The 24,927-nt window shown below is 39.4% G+C and carries 25 protein-coding genes; 15 read left to right on the forward strand and 10 right to left on the reverse strand.

The window, feature by feature from the left end; all coding sequences use genetic code 11:
- Positions 1-2: 2 nt before the first annotated feature.
- Complete coding sequence (locus QE422_RS02990) at positions 3-467, reverse strand: gliding motility lipoprotein GldH (protein WP_307454960.1); 465 nt, start codon at positions 465-467, stop codon at positions 3-5.
- On the reverse strand, positions 460-1,899 hold the full coding sequence (locus QE422_RS02995) for a regulatory iron-sulfur-containing complex subunit RicT (RefSeq protein WP_307454961.1): 1,440 nt from the start codon (positions 1,897-1,899) through the stop codon (positions 460-462). The genes QE422_RS02990 and QE422_RS02995 overlap by 8 nt, the downstream gene beginning before the upstream one ends.
- Positions 1,900-2,172: 273 nt before the next feature.
- Between QE422_RS02995 and QE422_RS03000 the strand changes: the two genes are divergently transcribed.
- From QE422_RS03000 to QE422_RS03035, 8 genes are all read left to right on the forward strand, one after another.
- Positions 2,173-3,405: an OmpP1/FadL family transporter gene (locus QE422_RS03000; protein WP_307454962.1), complete on the forward strand. Its 1,233-nt coding sequence runs from the start codon at positions 2,173-2,175 to the stop codon at positions 3,403-3,405.
- Positions 3,406-3,414: 9 nt separating this feature from the next.
- Positions 3,415-4,977: a G-D-S-L family lipolytic protein gene (locus QE422_RS03005; RefSeq protein WP_307454963.1), complete on the forward strand. Its 1,563-nt coding sequence runs from the start codon at positions 3,415-3,417 to the stop codon at positions 4,975-4,977.
- An 84-nt stretch (positions 4,978-5,061) separates the two neighbouring features.
- On the forward strand, positions 5,062-6,000 hold the full coding sequence (locus QE422_RS03010) for a ribose-phosphate pyrophosphokinase (protein ID WP_307454964.1): 939 nt from the start codon (positions 5,062-5,064) through the stop codon (positions 5,998-6,000).
- Positions 6,001-6,056: 56 nt separating this feature from the next.
- Positions 6,057-6,704 (forward strand): 50S ribosomal protein L25/general stress protein Ctc, encoded by a 648-nt coding sequence (locus QE422_RS03015; protein WP_307454965.1) that lies wholly within the window; start codon positions 6,057-6,059, stop codon positions 6,702-6,704.
- Between the two features lie 329 nt (positions 6,705-7,033).
- Positions 7,034-8,254, forward strand: a complete 1,221-nt coding sequence (locus tag QE422_RS03020; protein WP_307454966.1) for an aminotransferase class V-fold PLP-dependent enzyme — start codon at positions 7,034-7,036, stop codon at positions 8,252-8,254.
- 202 nt (positions 8,255-8,456) lie between these two features.
- Positions 8,457-9,017: an RNA polymerase sigma factor gene (locus tag QE422_RS03025; protein ID WP_307454967.1), complete on the forward strand. Its 561-nt coding sequence runs from the start codon at positions 8,457-8,459 to the stop codon at positions 9,015-9,017.
- Complete coding sequence (locus QE422_RS03030) at positions 9,004-9,609, forward strand: hypothetical protein (RefSeq protein ID WP_307454968.1); 606 nt, start codon at positions 9,004-9,006, stop codon at positions 9,607-9,609. The genes QE422_RS03025 and QE422_RS03030 overlap by 14 nt, the downstream gene beginning before the upstream one ends.
- A gap of 36 nt (positions 9,610-9,645) precedes the next feature.
- Positions 9,646-10,683, forward strand: a complete 1,038-nt coding sequence (locus tag QE422_RS03035; protein WP_307454969.1) for an outer membrane beta-barrel protein — start codon at positions 9,646-9,648, stop codon at positions 10,681-10,683.
- 90 nt (positions 10,684-10,773) lie between these two features.
- Here the strand turns inward: QE422_RS03035 and fumC are convergent, their stop codons facing one another.
- Positions 10,774-12,168, reverse strand: coding sequence for a class II fumarate hydratase (fumC, locus tag QE422_RS03040; RefSeq protein WP_307454970.1), 1,395 nt, complete (start codon positions 12,166-12,168; stop codon positions 10,774-10,776).
- Positions 12,169-12,497: 329 nt separating this feature from the next.
- Here fumC and QE422_RS03045 point away from each other — a divergent pair, with 329 nt between their 5' ends.
- The 3 genes from QE422_RS03045 to QE422_RS03055 all read left to right on the forward strand — a co-directional run bounded on the left by QE422_RS03045 (position 12,498) and on the right by QE422_RS03055 (position 15,668).
- Positions 12,498-14,105 carry a fumarate hydratase gene (locus QE422_RS03045; RefSeq protein WP_307454971.1) on the forward strand — a complete coding sequence of 536 codons (1,608 nt, stop codon included), beginning with the start codon at positions 12,498-12,500 and terminating at the stop codon, positions 14,103-14,105.
- 80 nt (positions 14,106-14,185) lie between these two features.
- Positions 14,186-15,250 carry a serine hydrolase gene (locus tag QE422_RS03050; protein WP_307454972.1) on the forward strand — a complete coding sequence of 355 codons (1,065 nt, stop codon included), beginning with the start codon at positions 14,186-14,188 and terminating at the stop codon, positions 15,248-15,250.
- A 115-nt stretch (positions 15,251-15,365) separates the two neighbouring features.
- On the forward strand, positions 15,366-15,668 hold the full coding sequence (locus QE422_RS03055) for a hypothetical protein (protein WP_307454973.1): 303 nt from the start codon (positions 15,366-15,368) through the stop codon (positions 15,666-15,668).
- A 320-nt stretch (positions 15,669-15,988) separates the two neighbouring features.
- Here QE422_RS03055 and QE422_RS03060 read toward each other — a convergent pair whose 3' ends face one another.
- Entirely contained in the window at positions 15,989-16,858 is an 870-nt protein-coding gene (locus QE422_RS03060) for an AraC family transcriptional regulator (RefSeq protein WP_307454974.1), read from the reverse strand.
- Between the two features lie 191 nt (positions 16,859-17,049).
- Here QE422_RS03060 and QE422_RS03065 point away from each other — a divergent pair, with 191 nt between their 5' ends.
- Positions 17,050-17,763 carry a hypothetical protein gene (locus tag QE422_RS03065; RefSeq protein ID WP_307454975.1) on the forward strand — a complete coding sequence of 238 codons (714 nt, stop codon included), beginning with the start codon at positions 17,050-17,052 and terminating at the stop codon, positions 17,761-17,763.
- Positions 17,764-18,008: 245 nt separating this feature from the next.
- Here QE422_RS03065 and QE422_RS03070 read toward each other — a convergent pair whose 3' ends face one another.
- The 5 genes from QE422_RS03070 to QE422_RS03090 form a co-directional block, all read right to left on the reverse strand.
- A complete protein-coding gene (locus QE422_RS03070) occupies positions 18,009-18,209 on the reverse strand; it encodes a hypothetical protein (RefSeq protein ID WP_307454976.1) in 201 nt (66 codons plus the stop codon).
- Between the two features lie 161 nt (positions 18,210-18,370).
- Entirely contained in the window at positions 18,371-18,595 is a 225-nt protein-coding gene (locus QE422_RS03075) for a hypothetical protein (protein ID WP_307454977.1), read from the reverse strand.
- On the reverse strand, positions 18,595-19,599 hold the full coding sequence (locus QE422_RS03080; protein WP_307454978.1) for an IS1595 family transposase: 1,005 nt from the start codon (positions 19,597-19,599) through the stop codon (positions 18,595-18,597). The genes QE422_RS03075 and QE422_RS03080 overlap by 1 nt, the downstream gene beginning before the upstream one ends.
- Positions 19,600-19,741: 142 nt before the next feature.
- Positions 19,742-20,119: a hypothetical protein gene (locus QE422_RS03085; RefSeq protein ID WP_307454979.1), complete on the reverse strand. Its 378-nt coding sequence runs from the start codon at positions 20,117-20,119 to the stop codon at positions 19,742-19,744.
- A 4-nt stretch (positions 20,120-20,123) separates the two neighbouring features.
- Positions 20,124-20,558 carry a hypothetical protein gene (locus QE422_RS03090; RefSeq protein ID WP_307454980.1) on the reverse strand — a complete coding sequence of 145 codons (435 nt, stop codon included), beginning with the start codon at positions 20,556-20,558 and terminating at the stop codon, positions 20,124-20,126.
- A gap of 305 nt (positions 20,559-20,863) precedes the next feature.
- On the opposite strand from QE422_RS03090, the gene QE422_RS03095 reads away from it, so the two are divergent.
- Entirely contained in the window at positions 20,864-21,073 is a 210-nt protein-coding gene (locus QE422_RS03095; RefSeq protein ID WP_307454981.1) for a hypothetical protein, read from the forward strand.
- Here the strand turns inward: QE422_RS03095 and QE422_RS03100 are convergent.
- Positions 21,070-21,429 carry a hypothetical protein gene (locus tag QE422_RS03100; RefSeq protein WP_307454982.1) on the reverse strand — a complete coding sequence of 120 codons (360 nt, stop codon included), beginning with the start codon at positions 21,427-21,429 and terminating at the stop codon, positions 21,070-21,072. The two genes, QE422_RS03095 and QE422_RS03100, sit on opposite strands and share 4 nt — an antisense overlap.
- Before the next feature lie 257 nt (positions 21,430-21,686).
- On the opposite strand from QE422_RS03100, the gene QE422_RS03105 reads away from it, so the two are divergent.
- Complete coding sequence (locus tag QE422_RS03105; RefSeq protein ID WP_307454983.1) at positions 21,687-22,571, forward strand: T9SS type A sorting domain-containing protein; 885 nt, start codon at positions 21,687-21,689, stop codon at positions 22,569-22,571.
- Between the two features lie 209 nt (positions 22,572-22,780).
- Positions 22,781-24,820, forward strand: coding sequence for a T9SS type A sorting domain-containing protein (locus tag QE422_RS03110; protein ID WP_307454984.1), 2,040 nt, complete (start codon positions 22,781-22,783; stop codon positions 24,818-24,820).
- The last annotated feature ends 107 nt before the right edge of the window (positions 24,821-24,927 follow it).

Raw genomic sequence — 24,927 nt, forward strand, 5'->3', positions numbered from 1 at the left:
GATTACGGTTTTGCCGTTTCTATTTTTACTCCAATATCTTCAATTCCCGGAAGGTTATCGTTTCTCATCGCCTGGGTAAGGCCGATTTCATATTTTCCCTTTGCCGGAAATTTATAATTCAGTTTATACTGAAACAACGTTTCCTTTGTGTCGCCGAACCCGGTGCCAAGCCATTCGCCGTTGGGTTTTGCCAGTACATAATTCAACGTATCGGTTTGCTTTTTCTTGCTCTGAAGATCAGTGAAATTCACAATAAACCTGATGTTGCTATAAGGATAATCGTTGTTATTTCGTACAACAAATATAATATTTTTAGGATTTTGCGGATCTGAAATTTCAAGATTAAATTTTTGTTCACTTTTCTTATTCCATTTGTTATCAACGGAATTCATAAAAACTTCTCCTTCCGAAGAAGAATTGCAGCTAAAGAAAAGAATAAGAGTACATAATCCTAAAATGTTACGCATTGTTGTCTTTTTTTGGAGGAAACTTCTTTTTAAATTTCTTTTTATTCGGGTTTGGCTTTTTTTCCGCTTCAGAACCTACTGCCGTTTCGGCTTTTTCCAACTGAGGTTTCGGCTGTTGAGGCTTTTGCTGTCTCGGCTGGCTGCCTGCATTTCCTTTCGGGTTTTGCGGCTGTCTTTCCTGGTTCTGAGGACGTTCGGTTCTTTCGTTTCTGTCAGAACGTTCCCTTTTTTCAGGTCTGTTGCCGGTTTTCTTCTGGCCCTGATGGTTTTGATTGTTCTGGCTGTTCTGACCGTTATTATTGTTATTAGATCGGTTCTGGTTTTTATTCCTGTTGTTTCTGTTTTTCTTCTCGAAACGGTCCACATTGTTTTCCTGGATCAGGTCAATGCTCGCCAAAGGAATGTCCGGCTGTTTTAGTTCTTCCAAAGGAAGGGTTTTCTCACCGCGTTTGTTTTTGGAGATTAATTTTTTTACCAGATCGATATCAAAGTCGTACCAGGCGATAGAATTTTCTACATAGGCAAACCACATTTTCTTTTTGAAAACGTCGATTTTAATGCAGAAGGCCCTGCCTTTTTCGGTATCCAGTGTCGTTGATGAAGACGGGAAATTGCTTAAAGCATCCAGGTAGCTGTCCAGCTCGTAATTAAGACAACATTTCAGCTTACCGCACTGTCCTGCAAGCTTTTGAGGATTTATGCTTAATTGCTGATACCTTGCTACGTTGGTATTAACGGATCTGAAATCCGTCAGCCAGGTCGAGCAGCAAAGCTCTCTTCCGCAAGATCCGATTCCGCCTACTTTTGCCGCTTCCTGCCGGAAACCGATCTGTTTCATATCGATTTTCGTACGGAAAGCGCCGGCGTATTCTTTAATCAGCTGCCTGAAATCGACGCGGCTTTCAGCAGTATAATAAAACGTAACTTTAGAAGCGTCTCCCTGATACTCTACATCGGTGATCTTCATTTCAAGACCCAGCCGGTGAGCGATTTTCCGGGCATCTATTTTTACATTGTCTTCTTTTTTCCGTGCCTCCTGCCAGACCTCAAGGTCTTTCTGGTTGGCCAGTCTGTATATTTTTAGTGCCGATTCTTCAGAGCATTTTTTCTTTTTCATCTGAATCTTCACTAATTCTCCGGTGAGACTTACCACACCTACATCGTGTCCGGGACTCGATTCTACTGTTACGACGCTACCTATATGTAAAGGAATATTGTTTACATTTTTAAAAAACGATTTTCTGTCATTTTTAAATCTAACTTCTACAAAATCACATCGGTTCGGTACGGGATTGTTGATGTTAGAAAGCCAGTCAAAAACACTTAATTTATAACTATTACCACAGGTATTTACATTTTCACAGCCATTCGCGGTCTTCTTGGGTCCGCAAGAATGTGCAGAATCGCCGGATGTTTTACATCCACAACTCATATATTGATATATTTAATTTGCAAATTTATGATTTTTATCTTAATGAGGTCTAAAATAATCAAATATTCGGGAACCGTGATGTTTAATGTTAAACGAATTGCAAGCCGGATAATTTTGCATCAATTAAATAGCTAGTAGTGATTGTTTTAGGTTTTACGGGAATCAGTTGTTATTTTAAACATAATTTTCTTTTAAGATAATGTTTAAAATTTTATGATTTATTAACAGGTGTAACCAAAATAATTTTATATTTGGTTTATATAAAAATAGTCTATGAAAAAAATATTAGTATCAACTGCATTATTGGCAGGTGTTCTATCTTATGCAGGAGGCTTCAGGGTTTCTTTGCAGGGGGTAAAACAATTGGCCATGGCACATACCAGTGCGCATGCTGAAGATGCAAGTGTAACGTTCTTCAACCCTGCGGGTATGTCCTTCATTCCTTCAAAGCTGAGTATTGTGGCAGGAGGATTCGGAGCAAGCAACAAAGTAACGTTCCAGAACGTAAACACTTTACAGAGTACGGAAACAGATAATCCGATAGGGACGCCACTTTATGCCGCAATCGCCTATAAGCCGATAGAAAAGTTATCGGTAGGTTTCAGTTTCTCCACTCCTTTCGGAAGCACCATCGAGTGGCCGAGCGACTGGGAAGGCAAAGAAATGGTTCAGAGACTCGAGCTTAAAAGCTTCTACTTCCAGCCGATGGTTTCTTATAAATTTAATGACTGGCTGGCTTTCGGGGCAAGCTACATTTATGCAAGAGGAAGTGTAAACTGGGATAGAGCAGTAACACAGTTCGGCGGACAGCTTAACCTTGACAGTAAAGCCAGCGGACACGGATACGGCTTCGGTTTCTATTTCAGACCTGATCCTAAACTCGATGTAAGTGTGGCATACCGTTCACCGGTTGACATGAAGGCTAAAGACGGAACGGCAACGTTTAAATTCCCTTCTACTTCCATTTACCCTTTGCTGGGCTTGGATACTTCAGGCAAAGACGGCTTTACGGCAACTTTACCATTGGTTGAAGAGTATACCATCGGTTTAACCTATAAAGTAACTCCGAAATGGTTGGTATCAGCAGATTTCAATTATCACGGATGGTCCCGATATACCCAGCTGACCCTGGATTTTGCCAATGCACCTGTTGGAAACCAGGCAGATCCTACCGTTTCCGTTTCTCCTAAGAATTTCAGAAATTCCAAAACCTTCAGATTAGGGACGCAGTATGCATTCACGAACATGATCTACGGACGTTTGGGGGCTTATTACGATGAGTCGCCTTATTCTGACGAACACTTTATCCCGGAAACACCTTCCTTTAATACCTATGTAGTAACCGGAGGGGTTGGGTTCAAGCTGAAACAGTTCGGTATTGATGTGGCCGGAGGATATGCCATGCCACAGGCAAGAAATGTAAATAACAAAAACCTTGGCTTCTTCGGGCAGGCTAAAGCAACTGCATTCTATTTAGGCCTTGGTTTATCTTACAATCCATTTTAATTGAAGACTATGAAAAAAATTATAATTTCTACATTCGCTATTACCGCCCTGCTTTTTACAACAGGCTGCGAAGATGAATTTGACAACGATGTAAACGATGTGGTAGTAACTTCCGGAGAAGCTAATTTCAAAACCTACATAGCTTTAGGAAATTCCCTAACGTCAGGCTATAGAGATGGTGCTCTTTACCAGGATGGACAAAATGAATCATATCCTTCGATGATTGCTGCACAGATGAAACTTGCAGGCGGGGGAGATTTTAAACAGCCTTTAATGCCAAATAATATCGGCGGGTTTACAGGCCTTCCGGGGTTTGGAGGCAAGCTTACTCTTCAATTGGTCAACGGAAGTTTAACACCTGTTCCAAGTGCTGCAGGAGGAGCTTTGGACAATGTGTCTTCAGGAAGGCCTTATCAAAATATGGGAGTGCCGGGAGCTAAATCATATCATTTGGTAGCCTCCGGCTATGGTAGCCTGGCCGGTCTTGCCACCGGAACCGCCAATCCTTATTTTGTAAGATTTGCTTCATCGTCCACTACTTCGGTTTTGGCAGATGCAATGGCCCAGAACCCTACTTTCTTTTCGCTTTGGATAGGAAGCAATGATGTGTTGTTTTATGCAATTAACGGCGGAACAAATTCCCAGACTGCAGGAGGCGTAACTACCTATACGGCGGCGACTGTGCAGACGGGAACAGGGGCAAGCCCTGCAACGTACAGGTCTAACGATATCTCAGATCCGAATGTTGTGGCAGGTTCCATTAAAGCTGTTTTGGATGGTCTTAAAAGTGTAGGTGCTACAAAAGGTGTAATTGCCAATGTTCCTTATGTAACTTCAATTCCGTACTTTACCACAGTTCCTTATAATCCTCTTACTCCTGCCGTATTGGGTTCAAATATAAATACGCTGAATACAAGCTTGTATGGCCCATTGAAGCAGGCACTTACGGCCTTCGGAGCCGGGGATAGAATCAATCTTCTGTCTTCTACCTCTGCCAATCCTGTTCTGATTAAAGACAACTCGCTGACCGATCTTTCAGCTCAGCTGACCCTTGCTTTAACGCCTTCTTTAGGAGTCGCTACTGCCACTGTTTTCGGGCAGATCTATGGGCAGGCAAGGCAGGCAACGGCGGACGACTATCTTCTTCTTACAACAAGCTCTGTTATCGGAACTACGGCTCCGGGCGTGCCATCACCTGTAAATATTTACGGGATCTCTTATCCATTACAAAACCAGCATGTTTTAACAAGAACAGAAGCCGGCTACGTAAAAGCGGCAACAGATGCTTATAATACTTCCATCAGGGCATTTGCTGATACATATGGCTTAGCATTTATGGATTCTAATGCCAAGATGGTAGAGCTTAACGGCAAGTCAGGAATCACTTTTGACGGTGTAAAATATACTGCTAAATTTGTAAGTGGGGGCGCTTTCTCGCTAGATGGTATTCACCTTACCGGACGAGGATACGCTATTATTGCCAATGAATTTATCAAGACAATTAATGATAAGTACAAATCTACTTTACCACAGGTAGACCCTAACAAATATTCAGGAGTAAAATTCCCTTAATAACAGGTAAAATAAAAACTTAGAAGCCACAGGAGTAATTCTTGTGGTTTTTTTTTAAATTTGCAAAATCTTTAAAAAGTAAAAATGGCCGATCAGTTAAGTTATCTATTTTGTACAAGGACCAGCAGGGACTTGGCAGAAAAAATTGCCCAACATTATGGGAAGGAACTAGGAAAAATCAACTTTCAGACGTTCAGCGACGGAGAATTTGAGCCGGTGCTGGATGAATCCGTAAGAGGAGGAAGGGTTTTCCTAATCGCATCTACATTCCCGCCGGCAGACAATTTATTGGAGCTTCTTCTAATAATTGATGCTGCAAAAAGAGCTTCTGCCAAAAGCATCACGGTGGTACTTCCTTATTTCGGACTTGCAAGACAGGACAGAAAAGACAAGCCAAGAGCGCCAATCGGTGCCAAATTGGTTGCCAACCTTTTAACGGCAGCAGGCGCTACAAGAATCATGACGATGGATCTTCACGCAGACCAGATCCAAGGATTCTTTGAAATTCCGGTAGATCACTTATATGCATCTACTATTTTCGTAGACTATATCAGAGACCTGAACCTGGAAAATCTTACCATTGCTTCTCCGGACATGGGTGGGGCGAAAAGAGCGAAAAACTATGCCGGCCACCTGGGTGCGGATGTAGTAATTGCTTACAAGGAAAGAAAGAAAGCAAACGTTGTAGAAGAAATGTTCCTGATCGGGGACGTTGTCGGAAAGAACGTAATTCTGATCGATGACATGATCGATACGGCAGGAACCCTTTGCAAGGCAGCAGATATCCTGATGGAAAAAGGCGCAAAATCCGTACGGGCAATGGCCACACACGGGGTACTTTCCGGAAAGGCTTATGATAATATTGAAAACTCAAAATTGCTGGAAGTTATTGTAACTGACTCAATTCCTGTGAAAAATAATTTGTCATCTAAAATAAAAGTGCTATCTTGCGCCCCATTATTTGCGGACGTAATGAAGATGGTTCACGAGCACCAGTCAATTAGCAGCAAGTTTGTTATTTAATTGATTGCGAGAGGTTTGCAAATTTAATTTTGAAACAATTTTTTAAATTTTTATAAATGAAATCTATTACAATTCAAGGTACAAAAAGAGAAAGCGTGGGCAAAAAGTCTACAAAAGCTTTACGTGATGCTGAATTAGTTCCTTGTGTTGTTTACGGAGGTGGAGCTCCTTTGAACTTCTCTGCTACAGAGAAATCTTTCAAAGGGTTGGTATACACTCCTGAAGCACACACGGTATCTATTGAGGTTGATGGTCAAACTATTCCGGCTGTTCTTCAGGATATTCAGTTTCACCCGATTACAGACAAAATCCTTCACGCGGATTTCTATCAGTTAGCGGAAGACAAGCCGGTAATTATGGAAGTTCCTGTAAGAATTACAGGTCGTTCTAAAGGTGTTGTAGCTGGTGGTGTTCTTCGTCAGTCTTTCAGAAAGCTGAAAGTAAAAGCTATCCCTGCAAACTTACCGGATGAGATCGTTGTTGACGTTACGCCGTTAAGAATCGGTAACAAACTTTATGTAGGAGGAATCAAGACGGAAGGATATTCTTTCATGCACCCGGACAACGCAGTAGTAGTTGCTGTTAAGATGTCTAGAAATGCAATGAAAGGAGGTGCAGCAGCAATGGACGATGAGGATGAAGAAGAAGTTGCAGCAGAAGAAGGAGCGGCTCCGGCAGCTGAAGAAACAACTGCAGCAGAATAAGAATTTCTTATCTAGAAATATGGAACCTGTCAATTTATTGGCAGGTTTTTTTATGTTTAAAAAAGAAGGATTTAAATCTCTGTACCTTTTATAAGCAGAAAGTTTATGCTTAGCCTATCAAATAGTTATGTGAACCTGGTATTGATTGGAAAAACTTCCAACCTCCAGCCTCCCACTTCCAGCATCAATGTCAAACGATTTACATTGAATTCATTGAATCTTTCTATTGGTTTACAGGGTATTGCTAACAACCGTCAGTTTCCTTTTGGAAAAAAAGCCGTAAATTTGAAGAGTTCTAAATAAGGACGGTTTAATTTAAAATTTAATAAATGTTTGACATTCAGGAAATCAGAAGTCAGTTTTCTATATTAGATCAGAAGGTGAACGGTAAACCCTTGGTTTATCTGGACAATGCAGCGACCTCCCAGAAACCGGATTCGGTGCTGAAGGTTTGGGAAGCTTATTATAAAGAGCTTAATGCGAACGTACACCGGGGAATCCATACCTTAAGCCAGCTTGCAACGGAAGAAATGGAGCTCTCTAGAAGGAAAATTCAGAAGTTCATCAATGCAAAGCACGATTTTGAAGTCATCTTTACCAAAGGAACCACCGAAGGGCTGAACCTTATCTCGTATATTTTAACCCAGAAATTAAAAAAAGATGATGAGATCATCATCTCTTATCTGGAACACCATTCCAATATTGTTCCGTGGCAATTGCTTTGCGAAAGAACAGGAGCTAAATTGAAAGTCATCCCGATGGATGAAAACGGGATCCTTCAGCTGGACGTTTTCGATACTTTATTAAATGAAAGGACGAAGATTGTTTCCATGAACCAGGTTTCCAATGCATTAGGTGTAATCAATCCGGTGGAAGAAATTATTGCAAGAACCAGGAAGAATACCAATGCTTATATCGTAATCGACGGTGCGCAGTCGGTGCCGCATTTTACCATTGATGTGCAGGCAATGGACTGTGATTTCTTCGTATTCTCCGGCCACAAAATGTATGCGCCGATGGGAACGGGAATCCTGTATGGAAAACAGGAGATACTGGAAGACCTGCCGCCATTCCACGGAGGTGGGGAAATGATCGCTACCTGTTCTTTTGAAGAAACTACCTATGCCGGACTGCCGTTTAAATACGAAGCGGGAACCCCTAATGTCGGTGGAAATATTGCCTTGGGTGCCGCAGTGGATTTCATCCTGAAAACAGGACATGAAAACATCAGAACCCATGAAAATGCCTTGCTCGAATATGCGCAGAGGCAGCTTCTGGAGCTTGAAGGCTTAAAAGTATATGGCGAAAAGGCACAACGGACAGGCGTGGTTTCATTTAACCTGGAAGGGGTAGGTATCGCTTCGGATGTAGGAATGATCCTGGATAAGTTGGGAGTTGCGGTAAGAACAGGCCACCACTGTACACAGCCGATCATGAGCTTCTTTAATATTGCCGGAACGGTACGCGCAAGTTTTGCCGTTTATAATACCTTTAATGAAATTGATATCTTGGTAGAAGGAGTGAAAAAAGCGCAAAAGATGCTTAGCTGATATTCACATTACATAATATATCAACGGCCGGGAATTTTTCCGGCCGTTTTTGTTTAAGTAATTTTTAAAATATTAATTTACAGTTGATTATTCTATTTTTGTAATTCGGGAAAAATAAAATATATAGTTAAAAGATAAAATTTTTTTTAATCCTGTAACCTTTTTGGTTTTTATCTGTCTTACTAATAGAAACAAAATAATTATGAAGCTTCTGTTTGGAAATAAAAAAGATGATTTGCTGAACCGCCTGAAAAGGCAGGAGCCGGCAGCGCAGAAAATTTTTTATGATCAGAATGTAAAAAAGTTCCTGAGCATCAGCAGAAGCTATATTACCGATCTGTACCAGGCAGAAGATTGCGTGATCAAAGCATTCTGCAAGATCTTTAAAAATATGGAAAGCTTCAGGAATGAAGGAAGCTTCGATGGATGGGCAAGAAGAATTGTCGTGAACGAGTGTCTCAATTTTATCAAAAGCCACAAAACGGTTTTTTATCTGGACGACATCAACCCGTCTTACCTTGAAGAAGCTTATGAAGATGATCCGGTTTTTAACTTTAACGCACAGGAACTGCTGGACCAGCTTCCGGATGCTTACCGGATGGTTTTCAACCTGTATGTGTTTGAAGACTATTCGCACCAGGAAATTGCCGAGGCTCTTCAGATTTCCACAGCCGTAAGCAAAACCCAGCTCTTCAGGGCAAAAGACAAGATGAGAAAAATTTATTTCCAACAACAAAAAGCACTGCAAAATGAAAATTATTAAAAACAATATAGAACAACAGATCAGGAAACAGATCGAAGAACGGGAAATTACCCCTTCAAGAGATTTGTGGTCTGAAATTGAAAGCCAGTCTGTTGTAAAATCCCCCAAGCCTTTATTCAATTGGTTTTTGGTCGCAGCCTGTCTTATCTTAACATTTAGTTTAGGAGCTTTGTTCTTCTTTAGCCGGGAAAACAAGCAGGCAGAATTACCGGGAACCATTGTTAAGATAATCGAACCTTCAATTGAGAATCCTGTAGAGCGTGTTGCTCACGAACAGCATACAGCAGCCGCTAAAGATCATCAGGAGAAGACAATGGCAGAAAATAAAGAAAGTGATCTGCAGAAACAGGAATCACCAGCTTTTGCCCAACAGGATGAACTGCCTGCTATAAAACAGCATCCGGCACAGATCATTTCGGATATTTCGCCTATCCAGACGGGAAAAGTTATTGCACAGGCAGATTCTTCCAAGGCAGAAGTGAGGAAGAAAAGATATGTGGATCCGGCCACCCTGCTTTTTTCGGTAGAGCATAAAGATGTGATCGAGAAAACCAAAGGGAAAAGCAACGTTGCTACAATCGATCTGAACTGAAACCAATAAGACTATTTAACAATTAAAAACTATCATATGATCAAGAAATTTATCATGATGGGCTTCCTGTGCCTTGTGTTAGCATCGGTACATGCCCAGAAAAAACCGGTCCTGAATCTTCAGCCCAAAGAAGACATTGAGGTAAGTCCGATTGTAAAAGAAAAAGTGGATGAATACGCAAAAAAAATCGATGCGATCATCCAGGAAGAGAAAAATCTGATGGAAGCGGAATTGTTTGAGCTCAAAGCAAAAAACCTGAATAAAGAAGAATTCGATAAGCGGAAGGCGGAAGTTGCCAGCCGGTATGCGGAACAAATAGATCAGCGGATTGAAGCGTTGGGATTCGATATGGATGCCGTTATCCAGAAGCAGGTGCGCTATTCCCTCCTTAATTCCGATATCACTTCCAATGAAGAGTTGAAACAGAAGTTGTTGAAAAAATTTAGGCCGACAAAAGATCTCTCTCCTTATGTTTCTTACGGAATTATGAATCTTACAAACGATAAACCGGATAATGCCCTGGATACTCATTTACGGTATGCCGGAAACTTTGAATTCGGTTTAAAATTCAATTACCAGTTTGGCAGGACAAGTCCCTGGGGATTGATCTCCGGAATCGAGTTTTCCTGGAGAACACTGATCATCGGAAACAATATGTTTGTAAACAAAGATGCCAATTCCAACGTATACCTGGCAAATTACGATAAAGGATTAAGCAAAAGCAAGCTGAGAACAGGCTACATCATCGTTCCGCTGGGATTGCAGTATAACTTTTCCAAGCTGAAGACTGCCGGAATGGATGTTCAGTACATGGATTATTCCGAAGGATTCAGAGTAGGAGCCCACGTCTATGGAGGGGTAAAAATGTCGACCAACAATATCATCAAAGGGGAGGGAATCAGCGACAGAATCCGGGATAATTATCAGGTAAGCCCTTTCATTTACGGAGGACAGTTCACGGTTTCGTATAATGATTTCAGCTTATTTGTGAAGAAGGATTTCGGAAATTTATTTAGAAACGGCAACTTCCAAAATGATAAGGCACTCATTTTCGGAGTAGCACTCTGGTGGTAGATACACCTGATTATTCATATTTAAATGATAAACGCCGGAAAAATATTCCCGGCGTTTTTTGCAATATGAATTATTTAAATTTAATTTCGATTATTTCAGGCTTCCCACCATATCTTCAGGCTTCACCCATTCGTCGAACTGTTCGGCGGTTAAAAGACCGAGTTTTACAGCTTCTTCTTTTAACGTAGTTCCGTTCTTGTGGGCGGTTTTTGCAATTTTGGCTGCATTTTCATATCCAATATGGGTGTTAAGGGCAGTAACCAGCATCAGCGATTTGTCGACCAGTTCTTTAATCCTTTCCTGATTCGGCTCAATCCCTTCGGCGCAATGGTCGTTGAATGAGATGCAAGCATCCGCGATCAGCTGAGCCGACTGCAGGAAATTGTAGGCCATAACCGGTTTGAAAACATTCAGCTCATAATTTCCCTGGGTTCCGGCAAATGAAATCGTTGTGTCGTTTCCTAGTACCTGAGCGCATACCATCGTCATCGCTTCATTCTGGGTAGGATTTACTTTTCCAGGCATGATGGAAGACCCCGGCTCGTTCTCCGGAATATAAATTTCCCCAATCCCTGAACGCGGTCCCGAAGCCAGCAAACGGATATCCTGAGCAATCTTGAACAGGGAAACCGCCAGCTGTTTTAAAGCTCCATGAGATTCCACGATGGCGTCATGGGCAGCCAGTGCTTCAAATTTATTTTCTGCCGTTACAAAAGGAAGCCCGGTAAACTCTGAAATGTACTCCGCTACCTTTACGTCGTAGCCCTGCGGTGTATTTAAGCCCGTTCCTACTGCCGTTCCGCCCAATGCCAGCTCGGAAAGATGAGGTAAGGTATTCTTTAACGCCTTAATCCCATAGTTCAACTGGGCTACATATCCGGAAAATTCCTGTCCTAAAGTCAGTGGAGTGGCATCCATCAAATGCGTTCTTCCTATTTTAACGATATCTTTAAAAGCTTCTGATTTCTGAGCCAGTGTATCGCGTAATTTTTCAACGGCAGGAAGCGTTGCTTCTACTACTTTTTTATAAGCGGCAATGTGCATCGCGGTAGGATAAGTATCATTGGAAGACTGTGATTTATTAACATCATCATTCGGATGAACTTGTGCCTTTTCTCCCAGTGTACCGCCGTTGTTTACATGCGACCGGTTGGAAATTACTTCGTTAACGTTCATATTGGATTGGGTTCCGGAGCCGGTCTGCCAGATCACGAGCGGGAACTGATCATTCAGTTTTCCTTCCAGGATCTCATCACAGACGTTGGCAATCATGTCTCTTTTTTCAGCAGGCAGGACACCCAGATCCGTGTTGGTAAAAGCAGCGGCCTTTTTTAAATAAGCAAAAGCTTCAATGATTTCATGAGGCATCGAGCCTTCAGGACCGATTTTGAAATTGTTTCTGGAACGTTCGGTCTGAGCACCCCAAAATTTGTCGGCAGGAACCTGCACTTCACCCATGGTGTCTTTTTCTATTCTGTAATTCATTGTGATGGAAATTTTAATTTAACCACAAAAGGCACAAAAGATTCAGTTTAAATTTTAAAATTGATTCTTAAAAATCGGTAAAGTTCTCAAAAGTGGAAATCAAAGATTTTCACTGATTTGCTCTTCTATTTTTAAAGGTTTTTAACTTAAACTTATGTAGCTAATGTGTCCAAAAACTTTTGTGACTGTTGTGGTTTAAAAAGTTTTCCTAAAGTTAATCATTGCCTGAAACATTCGCAATTTATAATCATTATAAATATCGGTCTAAGTCACTGATTTTGCTCATGCTTTTTTCGCGATGTTTTATTTTTGCAGCCAAAGAAAAGAGAATGGAATTTAGATATCAGGATCCGTATCCGATTCAGAAAGATGATACGGTGTACAAGAAACTTACCTCAGCGTATGTAAAAGTGGAGCAGCTGGGAGACCGCGAGATTTTAACCATTGATCCGAAAGGGCTGGAATTACTGGCGGAAGAGGCTATGGCAGACGTTTCCTTCATGCTCCGTTCTTCACACCTGGAAAGCCTGAAAAGAATTATTGATGATCCTGAAGCAACGGATAACGACCGTTTTGTCGCCTACAACCTGTTACAGAACGCTGCGGTGGCGGCAGAAGGAGCTTTACCTTCCTGCCAGGATACCGGAACAGCCATTGTGATGGGAAAAAAGGGGGAGAATGTGTACACCGGAGTGGATGACGGAGAATATCTGAGCAAAGGAATCTACAATACGTATCAGAAAAGAAATTTAAGATATTCACAGGTGGTGCCTTTAACGATGTTCGATGAAAAGAATTCCGGTTCCAATCTTCCGGCGCAGATCGACATCTATGCAAAAAAAGGGGATTATTACGAATTCCTGTTCTTGACGAAAGGAGGCGGTTCGGCCAACAAGACGTTCCTGTATCAGAAGACGAAATCCTTATTGAACGAAAAATCCCTGGAAGAATTCATCAAAGAAAAAATTTCAGATCTGGGAACTGCGGCCTGCCCGCCTTACCACCTGGCTTTGGTGATCGGGGGGACTTCTGCTGAGGCCAACCTGGCTGCCGTGAAAAAAGCATCCGCGAAATATTATGATAACCTTCCGACGGAAGGAAATGAAGCAGGACAGGCTTTCAGAGACCTGGAATGGGAGGCAAAAGTGCAGAAGATCTGCCAGGAAAGTGCTATCGGGGCACAATTCGGAGGGAAATACCTGACGCACGACGTGAGGGTTATCAGGCTTCCGCGCCATGCCGCTTCATGTCCGGTTGGAATGGGTGTTTCCTGTTCAGCGGACCGGAACATCAAAGGAAAAATTACCCGAGACGGTATTTTCCTGGAGCAGCTGGAAGTAGATCCGAAAAGATTTTTACCGGCAACGCCGCCACACCTCGAAGAAGCTGTTGAGATCGATCTGAACAAACCGATGCCGGAAATTTTAGCCGAACTTTCAAAATACCCGATCAAAACAAGATTAAAATTAAATGGAACGCTGATCGTAGCAAGAGATATTGCCCACGCAAAGATCAAGGAGATCCTCGACAGCGGACAGCCGATGCCGGAATATTTCAAAAACCACCCGATCTATTATGCAGGGCCGGCAAAAACACCGGAAGGAATGGCTTCAGGAAGCTTTGGTCCTACTACCGCAGGAAGAATGGATGTGTATGTAGACGAATTCCAAAGCCACGGCGGAAGCATGATCATGCTGGCTAAAGGGAACAGAAGCAAGGACGTTACCAATGCCTGTGGAAAATATGGAGGTTTTTATCTAGGATCCATCGGAGGGCCGGCTGCGATCTTAGCGAAAGACAATATCCTTTCCGTTGAGGTGGTAGATTTCCCTGAATTGGGGATGGAAGCGGTACGGAAGATCGAAGTGAAAGATTTCCCGGCGTTCATTATTACCGATGATAAAGGGAATGATTTCTTTGCAGATCTCGCTCACTAAAAGACAATCTATAAAACAAATACTACTTTGTATTGCATGGTACTTTTTTAAAAGCTACTTTTGCAATACAAATTAGTATCATGAAAAAAACATTTCTCGCTTTACTGCTAAGCATTGCTCTTATTAATTTATCATTTGCTCAGCTTACTCAAAAGATTGACAGCATTATACAAACCGGATTTAAGGATCCAAATGCTCCTGGCGGAGCCTTTCTGGTTTCAAGAAAAGGTAATATTATTTATGAAAAAGCTTTTGGAAAAGCCAATCTTGAATTGAATGTCGACATGACTACCGATAATGTTTTTCAGATCGGTTCCATGACCAAGCAGTTTACGGCAGTTTCAATTCTCATTCTGGAAGCACAGGGAAAGCTGAAGGTAAGTGATCCTGTTTCCAAATATATTCCGGATTATCCCTCGGGGAACTCTATTACAATTCATCATCTTTTAACGCATACTTCGGGTATTAAGGATTTCACCAAAATGAAAGCCCTTCCGGAAATTGCCCAGAAAGAAATGTCTCCAAAAATGATGGTGGACTTTTTTAAAAATGAGCCGGTAGATTTTCAACCCGGGGAGAAATTCGACTATAATAATTCCGGTTATATATTGCTGGGATACCTGATCGAACTGGTTTCCGGTGAAAAATATGAAGATTTCATTAAGAAAAACATCTTTGACAAAGCAGCAATGCACCATTCTTTTTATGCGAGTGACCGGAAAATTATTAAGAACAGGGCCTATGGCTATCATGAAAAAAGCGATGGCTTTGTCAATAAAACAGTCATTAGCTTCAGTGTTCCGTTTGCGTCCGGTTCGCTGATGTCTACCGTGGAAGATATGCTGAAGTGGCAGAAAGCCATCAACAGCAATCTTATCCTGGATGCGGCCCATACCCGAAAAGCATTTACAAAATATAAGCTCAACAGCGGTAAGGAATTTTCCTACGGCTACGGATGGCATCTGAAAGACATTAATGGAGTACCCGACAGGGAGCACGGAGGAAGTGTTTTCGGATTCAAATCTATGGCGGTCTATATCCCGGAAAAAGACATCTATGTTGTAGGATTCAGCAATTGCGACTGCCATTCCCCAACCCAGATCATAAAAGATATGGCAGGGCTTGTCGTAAAGAACACGCAATAACGGAACAGTATTCGCTCCTGATTAGTTTAAAATCAAAATAAATAATAAAATAGGATGTGTATATTTTGTGTAAAAAAATAAAAAGTCCTATTTTTGCCTAAAATCTTTAAGAAAAATGATAACGATTTTATCAGCATTTTGGCCGTTTTATCAGTTCCTTTGGACCGTATTTTTCATCATTATGTTCCTTGTAGGGTTCTGGTGTATTTTCATGTTCTTCGGATTTGTTATCCCGTTATGGTTAACGGAAGGTTTGAAAGAATACTTCGGAAAAGTAAAGCCGTTCAACCCTGAAGACATCAGAAGCAAAATGGTGTATGAGCAGGAAGGTGTAGAGGTAATTTACAATGAGCCTAAAGGTCATGGCCCGTTTATTCATGATCATGGTCATGACAGCCACGAAAAAGGACATCATTAATTGATTGTCATTGCTTTTTCACCTGAATTCTGAAAAAGCAATATCAAAGCAAAACAACATATATTAAAACCACTTATTTTTAAGTGGTTTTTTTTAATTAATAAACTACATGAAATCAACAGGATTACCTGATTTTAGATAACTTAAAAAGTAAATAAACTGAAAAGCAGGAGGATGATCATAAATTTCTAAATAAAGTTTACCTTTAAAAAAAGTAACAAGATTGTTTAATAGGTAAGACTATTAATAATACATTTATCAACTGAACTTCGAACATCCAGCTTCCCTCTTCCAGCCTTTTTAACCTGGTCTCTGCAAAACTACTCCGTCCTGAGCTTTTCCGGTGAAACGCCGAATTTTTTCTTGAAAGCCCGGGTAAAGTTCTGAACATATTCATACCCGCATTCTATGGCGATTTCTTTGATCATCATTTCTTTATCAACAATCAGCTTTTTAGCTTTCAGCATTCTCAGTTCTGCCATGTAATTGCTGACGGTAATATGGTATTGCGCTTTAAATTCTTTCCGGATCTTGTTCTGGTTGATGCCGATCAGCCTCCCGATCTCTTCGACTTTTATATTTCTATGGTAATTTTCATCGACAAACTTTTTAATCAACGAAGGAGTTTGGGGAGTTTCTTCCATTGTATTTCTTTCGCTGAACTGTTCGAAGATCAGCAGCAGCAGTTTGATAATTTTAGCCTCGACAAATAATTTCTGCAAAACTCCTTTTTTGGAGTAGCTGATGATCTCCTTTAAGATCATGTGCATTTCAACCGTCATGAAGGGTGGGGTATGTTTATACAGGAAGATATAATTATTTCCGGTCATATTTTCCAGGATGTCTGCATTTTCTTTGTTGGATTCCGGATTGATGAGATTTGAAATATAATCGTAGTTGATCTGAATCTGAAGATATTTCAAAGCTTTATCATTTTCTGACCATAATTCTGCTGTACTTTCTTTAGATGAATAGTGCAGGATATACTGGTTTTTTTTAAATAAAAATTTTTTTCCGCAGTCTTCAGCATTAAGATAAATATTTTCACTGAGAAAAAACAGGAGGTTGAAGCTCTTGCTGCCTTCTGTCATATCGACTTTAGAAAACATACCCGAATACAATTCTTCCTTCAGAAAAATTTTAATGGTTTCGGAACTGAATAATAGTCCTTTAGCAGAAAGATTCTTCATATAAACAGAAATACACAATGTTGTTTAGTATAATATCAGCCTCTGGTAACAAAAAGTTTGATAATGATAACTTTAGCTTTAATAGGGGTAATATTTTTGCACAAAACTAATTATAATTTAGAATAAATAAAAATAATTATATGCTTAAAAATTTAAATTTTTCTTTTACTAAAATTTGCTGCCGTATAATATTGTTACCTATTGTAGCGAGTAGCTTTGCGAATGCCCAACAATCGGCATGTACAATTGTTCCGGTTGTAGTAAACGGTTTTAATGCCGATGTGGTGGCAGAAGGAACCGGAGGTAATGCAGTTGATAAAACAACACATACGGTCGATGCATTCTACACTTTCTATTCAAAGGATTTTGTTCCGACCAATCCGCATTCTTCCGGAGCAAGTGCAATGGCTTATGGAGGCGGACTACCTACCAATGGGACTTTGACAGCGTCATCACTAAGCGGTTTAGTTTTTCAGATGGCAAATTATTCCGCTAATAATGCTCTGATTTTAAGAAATAATCTAACAAATACAGGTTCACTTACTTTTACCAATCCTAAAAAAGCAGAAAAAATATATGTTGCGGCGGTAAGAGGAGAAGGAGGTTCTGGTACCTCAGACAATCACAATGTTACTGCAACAATCCATTTTGCAGACGGAACAGCGCAAAGTACTGTTTTCCAGGCGACGGCTTGGTGGTTCGATAGTAATGCGCCTTCAAATATAGTTATTGCCGGAACAGGAGAAATTTCAAGGAATACGGCAACAACAGGATGGGCTCCAAGAAATGAGTTTCGAGGGTTAACACAGGCCAGTCTGTATTATAATGTATTGACCATTGATGCTGCTAATCAAAATAAAGGTAATTATATACAATTATGCACTGGCTGTTTTTCCAGGTTATAATGTATTTGTTTAAAATTTTATTTTGTTTTTCAGTTTGTTACTAGGAGATTTTAATCTCAAAATCAATCCTTTTGTAGATCTTATCTGTTCTTTATAAATTTGTTAAAAATATTAAAATGGAAAATAATAAGGAAGATTTAAACAAAGTTGTTATAGAAATTTTAAAACTATTAAATGGCAGATCAAGATATGATAATATAGCGATATTGGAACGAATTACTGAGACAGTTAATAAATCCTCGGTTTTAGCTTGTGTGTTCAAGTAATTTTTTGAACTCACTCAAAGTTTTTTTGATAGTAATCAACTTACCATTACCCATAAAAATATTAAGTAAAACCTTCCCATCATTATCTAAAAGTTTTTGTTCATGACAGTGGCTAATGTTTGATGGGTTTACATGGTATTTATTACCATCGATATCTATTAGTTCGATAAAATTTGCCATAATCAAAATTTTCACTAAGATAACAAATTTATTTATAGGTAAATGCGGTTTTCCGTAAAATTAAGATCCTTGGCTTTGGTTAAGGATTTTTTACTATATTTGATATGCTCTTTATTAAAGCATCACCCTATAGAAGCTGTCTTTTTATTAGATGGCTTCTTTTATTTTATATTCTTATTCAATGTTTTTTCCATCACATAGTCTAATTCCACTTTATATCTTAAATATTCTGTGGAAATATGAGGTACAGTATTGATGATGGTAATTCCTTTGCTCTTCACAAATATATCGGTTGTTTTGTCCTTAATATCTGCAACATTGAAGAAGTACCTACCATCTTGTTCTATGTACCTTATTTCTCTCTTTATTAAATCTTGTTCTAACATTATTTTGCTATTAAAGCTTTGTAACTAGTTCTGACATTTGAATTATTTAACAAATATCTAAATTTTTCTCTATCTAAAGTGCTTCTAAGATTAAATCTGTAGACAAATTCATCAACATATTTTTGAAGGTGTTTTTTAGAAACATGATTATATATTCCATTTACGGAGTTTTTAAATATTCTCCAACTCCCTTCAATATTATTTGTATGTATATTGTTGTCATATAAGCTTACATATTCTTTCTTAGAATGGTCTATAACATTATGGTTATAATGCTTTTCTAATCCTTTATAAGCCCACCACTCATCACTTATTATTGTTTGAGTTTCGATTTTTACATATTTATAGATATACGGTTGAATCGTTTTTCTCCTTGTATTATCTACTACATATGCATTAATCTTACTGGTACTATAAACTACCTTTTCTTTTACAGTTTTGTTAGGAATTACTTTATGTGGTCTTTCAACTATCTCACTTGTGCCCCTTTGTAATACTCCTGCAACTACATCTTTATCTTTAAAAGATCTACCTTGTGATTGCGCTACTTTTTTGTCTTTGTGGCGATTTTTGTTCTTACCTCCAACAAAAGTCTCATCACATTCAACAATGCCATCTAACTCGCTACCATTTTCAATACCGAAACATGCTCTAATTCTATGAGACATAAACCAAGCAGTCTTTTGTGTAACGCCTATATCTTTTGATAACTGTATAGAACTAATCCCTTTTTTATTAATTGTTAAAAGCCAGATTGCTAAAAACCATTTTTGCAGACTTATGTTTGTATTTTCAAACATAGATCCGGTTTTTACATTAAACCGTTTACCTGAATTCTTGCACTTATATTGATTGTTTTTACATTTATAAACTTTGGAACTAGCATCGTAGGGACTAACAACAATACCACTCCATTTCAAGTCTTCTAAATACTCAATACAAGTTTGCTCCGTTGAGAAAACCTGCATCATTTCAAATACTGAGTTAAACTTTTCGGTAAACATTTTGCTTTCTTTTTTATCCTTAAACATAGTCAAATACCACACCAAACCATTGATAATGATGTGGTAAATCGACTACATTTTTCCTCTGCTTTTACAAAGCTAAGGTGGAATTAAGCGATATGCAAAAGGGTTGATTTTCATATTAAAGTACATCTTGAATTATTTTGTTAACTGAATCATAAAGATAGTTGATAACGGCGTTAGTTTGATTAATTGATCTGTAGTCTATTCTTTGGCTATTTAAACTAGATATAACACTGTTGAACCTTCGTACAACTTCATTTTTATCCTCGTTACTCATATTAGACTCATAGATATCTCTTTTGATTTTCTTAACTGCATATCCTACAGTTTGTATGTTATCGTTATATCGATTCTGTAGAGTAGTTGCTGCACTCCCCAAAGGTGTAATATCAACCGGTACGGGATCTCGATACTGATATGGTCTACTATAAGCCGATTGCCCATAAATAAAACTCCCTAGTATTCCAAATACTGGTATTAATAGATATTTCTTCATAGTCTTATTGTTTATCATAATAAATAGGAGCACCACTTGTTGGATTTAACCACTGAATACGTGTACTGCTTATCTTCTTAAACTTGTACACTTGCGTTTGACTTCCAATTACCATGTTCACATCATAATTTTCGCTTGTAACTGTTTCAGTTGCTTTGCAAGTTCCTGCACTAGCATTATTATACTGATTGAAAGTAGTCTTATAACTAAGCTCAATAGAATTAGATACAAAAACTACATCGTCAGTTGAGAACCTAAAACCAATTAGAGAAGAACCCGAACCAGAAGTCCAAGTGCCTTGAATCCATGCTGGAGGATGAAAATACTGATTACTTGTAGGTGTTGTTTGGCCGATATTTGATGAATTTTCATCATCATTGCCACTACACGCAGTGAATAGCATTGAAACTAATGCCCATGTTAAAATTGCCTTTTTCATAGTGAATTTTGTAATCCACTCAAACCCAAAGTAGAAATGTTTGATTAATAAAAGAAGGCGTGGGTTTGTAACTAATAATCCTGTTCTGAGGTTCTGACAAAACCTGCCCCAATGATAAAATAGTAACATATACCCACACCCTATGGAGTGAGCTAGTTACTTTAATCGTGTAGGGGCTAGTTGGAAATTGTCAGATTTCAGAACCCAGATTAAAATAAGCTAACGCTTTCTGTTCGTAAAAATTTCTACAAATATACAAAATATCAAAGATTTATATGTATATTGGCAATACAAAACTTTTAATTATGGAACGTCAAATAAATGCAATTGTAAATAATACAGTTAAAATCGGAAATAATGTTGATAAGACATTAAACAATACAGCCTTAATTGGTCAAAATGTAGAACAGCTTCAAGCTCAAATAACTTCTCTTAAATCGGAAATAAGTAGGTTAACAGCAAATCAACAAGTAATGAATGAAAATTTGCTTAGAATTTTAGAGAGACTTCATTAAATATGAATGGGTTTAGAAATGTTTAACTCCATTTTATAAATGTTTTCATAATCTTTGAAAGGAGGAGTTATTATTACTAGATAACCCTTTTGATCCAATAATTCTACAGTCTTTTTTACTTCTTTTAGAAGAGATACTAATTTATTTTCTAAATTATTATTATATCTTTCTGTAAATATATGTATTGCATCATAAAGCATTTTTATAAACATATCTTTATCAGTATTACTTTCTACTCCTGATAATTGAGCTAAAATATTATGAATATAATTGGCTTGATTACTTGTGTTGTCTAATAATTCCTGGGTAGGCTTTAAAACCTTCTCAATATTTTGGTGTGTAAATAAATTTTCCATTCTTTAATTTATTGATTATTTTTTAGATACACCAAATTATTTTTGATTGGTGCATAATTGTATGTAATTACCAAAATAAAAATATCACTTCCATAGACTTTAATAAATCAGTAACATCTAATGCAGCGCATACGACCGCTATTCTTGCAGTAAGTATTTGTGAAACAGCGGCTACTACTCCGGTTTGCAACAATACGGAACCCGGAACGAATCCTGGAGATATTGGCTGTGTAACATTTAATTACCGAGGCCAGCCTGTGATTTACACTACAGTAAGAGGAGCGGATGGTAAGATCTGGTTACAGCAAAATCTTGGAAGTACAAAAATTGCAACTTCACTTACAGATTCTGAAGCTTATGGAGACTTATTTCAATGGGGAAGATGGGATGATGGTCATCAGTTGAGAAATTCCTCACTCTCCTCATCAGCCCCTTCTCCGAATAATCCTTCAGGCCTGAATGGTGGGAATGCAGCCTTCTATTCTGCAGGATACAATTCTTCATCAAATTTTTGGTCCGGAGGGACAACCTCTGATACATGGTCGGCTGCAAATTCTACTGCAGTGACGACAACCAATGGCGCCGATCCATGTAAAGCAATTGGCTCAGACTGGAGGCTTCCTACCATAAATGAAATTAACACCATACTGACTGCAGAAAATATTACTGAATTTAATTCTGCACTTTCAAGCCATCTAAAGCTGATTCCCGCAGGAATGAAAGACTACAACGGAATCTTCTCTCCGGGAACAAGGCTTTATCTTTGGTCTTCGTCATCTTCACCTAATACGGGATCGGGACAACATCTGTATGTAAGTCAATACTCTGCATTATCAAATAGCATAGGTAGGGATGCTGGGTTGTCTGTAAGATGTATTAAAGCCACAACAACAAGTTTGGCAACTGTTGATATTAAAAATAAGGTAATTGGAGTTTATCCGAATCCTACAAACGGAATTGTAACTATTAAAACAGATACACCTATTGAAACTGTGGCTGTGACTAATCTCGGTGGCCAGAGATTGAAAGCTAATTATTTCAACAATCAGATTAATTTACAAGAATTGCCAAATGGAGTTTATATTGTGGAATTCACCATGAAAAATGGACAAAAAATTCTACGAAAGGTTATTAAAAATTAATATCCATTTATATTGTTTGCAGGTGGCTATTTCATTTTGAAATAGCCACCTGATATTTTGCTTTGTAATCCTCATAAATGATATGATAACGAAAAGTTTGAAAATGATAAATCACCGTTTTTAATCCTGATTACTTTTGCAAAAAAAATAATTATAATTTAGAATAAATAAAAATAATATTACTCATGTTTGAAGGATTATATTTTACAATGCGAAAAATAGCTGTCGGTTTGGGGCTGTTGGTTGTCGCCGGAGATTACTCTTACGCCCAGCAATGGGAAAATATAGGAGGAGGATCTGTTATTTCTACAGGAGGTTCAAGTTTTAATAATTTATGTATCAGTGCAACGGGGAAGTACTTTATTTCTTATTATGATGTTGCAGCAGCAAAAGGTTCGGTACAGGTGTTCGATGGAAATGCATGGTCTTACGTGGGGGGTAGTCCCGGGATTACCAACAGTTATGCAACATTCAATTCCCTGTCATTGGCTCCTAACGGAAATATCTATTATACGAATCAGGGAACCGGACTGGAAGTTCGTGAATTTAACGGGACTGCCTGGTCGCAGTTGCCGAGCCCTACTACTTCTACCGTAAATTATCAGGCTTCTGCCGTTTCTCCGTCTAATGTTCTGTTTACTTATGCCACTCATAATTCGGGAACGGTTCAGCGTTTTGTAAACGGAGCCTGGGAACAGGTCGGAAATACCGGGTTTTCCGGAGGAGCTGCTTTTGCGGAAATGGTGATCGGCAGCAACAATAAAGTCTATACCTGCAACGTAGCCAGCGGTGTAAAAGTATATGAAAATACAACAACGGCAACGGCTTCAGACAACTGGACCCTCGTGGGCGGAAGTATTGTGGACGCTGCATCATCCAGTGAGCAGTACAATTCGGACCTTGCGATCGATGAGAATAATAACCTGTATGTGGCTTATGTTTCCAACTCTGCCAACGGACAGAAATTAAATGTAAAAAAATTCAATGGGACAGCCTGGGTGCAGGTAGGAAATGCTAACTTTTCCAGTGGCAGGGTACAGCATGTGGCCATTGCCGTTACAGTTACGGGAACACCTTACGTCGTAGCCAGCCGGTGGGAGAATGATGATTTTTCAAAAAATACGGTGTATAAGCTGGACGCTGCTACCCAAACTTGGAGCGCATTCGGAGGCAGTTTTATTTCCGATGGACAGGCTGTTTATAATGACCTCGCTTACGATAAAACCAATAATTATCTGGTATTGGCCTACTCTCAAAGCGGAACAAGAGTGAAAAGAATTTCTCTTACTCCGGCCTGCAACAATACGGATCCTGGTAACAATACGGGAGACCTGGGCTGTGTACGATTCAATTACCGAGGCCAGCAGGTAAGCTATACTACCGTAAGAGCTGCAGATGGAAAAGTATGGCTTCAGCAGAATCTCGGCAGTACACAGACCGCCACATCTTTTGATGATACGAATGCTTACGGAGACCTTTTCCAGTGGGGAAGATGGGATGACGGCCATCAGCTGAGAAACTCTGCCACGACAGCAGCGCCTTCTGCAAATTCACCGGATGGCTTAGCCGGAACCAATGCTTTTGTCATTGGCTCAAGCAGTTCTTCCTGGTGGGCAACAAATGCAACGAGTGATGGGTGGAATGCAGATTCTTCATCCTCGGTAACGTCGGTAAAAGGGGCAGATCCATGTAAAGCGGTAGGTCAGGGCTGGAGACTTCCTACATCAGCAGAATGGGTAACTTTGGTTGGAGCAGAAGGAATCAATAATCCGGCAACGGCCTATGCCAGTTCTCTGAAACTGCCGGCAGGAGGGTACAGAAGCAATACGACCGGAGCTTTTACCTTTGTCGGGCAGCGCGGGTATTTCTGGAGTTCCGACACAGCGAATTCCGGAGGGAAGTATTTATATGTCGGATCCTCAATCGTAACGCCGGCTTCCGGAGGTCCGAGAGGTCAGGGAGAATCAGTAAGATGTATTAAAGATTTCTCTGCACTGGCTACGTCTGACATTGGCCTTGCTGTAAAATCCATCCAGGTATATCCGAACCCGACCAATGGAATTTTAAACGTTAAATCGGATTCATCAATTGAGGCCGTACATATTACAAATGCAGTAGGGCAGAAAATAGAGGCTCAGTTCTCAGGAAACCAGATCAATATGCAGGGAATGCCTAAAGGAATGTATATGATAGAAATAAAATTAAAAGGTCAGCAGCAGGCCATTTCCAAAAAAGTGATTAAGAATTAAATTTTCGTCCATATTTAATTGATTGACAGAAGGCTTTGTAAAAGAAGTCTTCTGTTTTGTTTTAAACCGGTTTTAAATTTAGGTACGGTACGACATTCAGGACCGGA

Origin of the sequence: Chryseobacterium sp. SORGH_AS_0447 (assembly GCF_030818695.1) — a bacterium.
GTDB lineage: Bacteria > Bacteroidota > Bacteroidia > Flavobacteriales > Weeksellaceae > Chryseobacterium.

Coding starts and splice junctions, on each gene's coding strand:
- fumC (WP_307454970.1), bottom strand. CDS start 12,168: ATGAATTACAGAATAGAAAAAGACACCATGGGTGAAGTGCAGGTTCCT.
- QE422_RS03085 (WP_307454979.1), bottom strand. CDS start 20,119: ATGAAGAAATATCTATTAATACCAGTATTTGGAATACTAGGGAGTTTT.
- QE422_RS03050 (WP_307454972.1), top strand. CDS start 14,186: ATGAAAAAAACATTTCTCGCTTTACTGCTAAGCATTGCTCTTATTAAT.
- QE422_RS03095 (WP_307454981.1), top strand. CDS start 20,864: ATGGAACGTCAAATAAATGCAATTGTAAATAATACAGTTAAAATCGGA.
- QE422_RS03060 (WP_307454974.1), bottom strand. CDS start 16,858: ATGAAGAATCTTTCTGCTAAAGGACTATTATTCAGTTCCGAAACCATT.
- QE422_RS03035 (WP_307454969.1), top strand. CDS start 9,646: ATGATCAAGAAATTTATCATGATGGGCTTCCTGTGCCTTGTGTTAGCA.
- QE422_RS03020 (WP_307454966.1), top strand. CDS start 7,034: ATGTTTGACATTCAGGAAATCAGAAGTCAGTTTTCTATATTAGATCAG.
- QE422_RS03080 (WP_307454978.1), bottom strand. CDS start 19,599: ATGTTTACCGAAAAGTTTAACTCAGTATTTGAAATGATGCAGGTTTTC.
- QE422_RS03010 (WP_307454964.1), top strand. CDS start 5,062: ATGGCCGATCAGTTAAGTTATCTATTTTGTACAAGGACCAGCAGGGAC.
- QE422_RS03110 (WP_307454984.1), top strand. CDS start 22,781: ATGCGAAAAATAGCTGTCGGTTTGGGGCTGTTGGTTGTCGCCGGAGAT.
- QE422_RS02995 (WP_307454961.1), bottom strand. CDS start 1,899: ATGAGTTGTGGATGTAAAACATCCGGCGATTCTGCACATTCTTGCGGA.
- QE422_RS03025 (WP_307454967.1), top strand. CDS start 8,457: ATGAAGCTTCTGTTTGGAAATAAAAAAGATGATTTGCTGAACCGCCTG.
- QE422_RS03045 (WP_307454971.1), top strand. CDS start 12,498: ATGGAATTTAGATATCAGGATCCGTATCCGATTCAGAAAGATGATACG.
- QE422_RS03100 (WP_307454982.1), bottom strand. CDS start 21,429: ATGGAAAATTTATTTACACACCAAAATATTGAGAAGGTTTTAAAGCCT.
- QE422_RS03005 (WP_307454963.1), top strand. CDS start 3,415: ATGAAAAAAATTATAATTTCTACATTCGCTATTACCGCCCTGCTTTTT.
- QE422_RS03030 (WP_307454968.1), top strand. CDS start 9,004: ATGAAAATTATTAAAAACAATATAGAACAACAGATCAGGAAACAGATC.
- QE422_RS03055 (WP_307454973.1), top strand. CDS start 15,366: ATGATAACGATTTTATCAGCATTTTGGCCGTTTTATCAGTTCCTTTGG.
- QE422_RS03070 (WP_307454976.1), bottom strand. CDS start 18,209: ATGGCAAATTTTATCGAACTAATAGATATCGATGGTAATAAATACCAT.
- QE422_RS03000 (WP_307454962.1), top strand. CDS start 2,173: ATGAAAAAAATATTAGTATCAACTGCATTATTGGCAGGTGTTCTATCT.
- QE422_RS03075 (WP_307454977.1), bottom strand. CDS start 18,595: ATGTTAGAACAAGATTTAATAAAGAGAGAAATAAGGTACATAGAACAA.
- QE422_RS03090 (WP_307454980.1), bottom strand. CDS start 20,558: ATGAAAAAGGCAATTTTAACATGGGCATTAGTTTCAATGCTATTCACT.
- QE422_RS02990 (WP_307454960.1), bottom strand. CDS start 467: ATGCGTAACATTTTAGGATTATGTACTCTTATTCTTTTCTTTAGCTGC.
- QE422_RS03015 (WP_307454965.1), top strand. CDS start 6,057: ATGAAATCTATTACAATTCAAGGTACAAAAAGAGAAAGCGTGGGCAAA.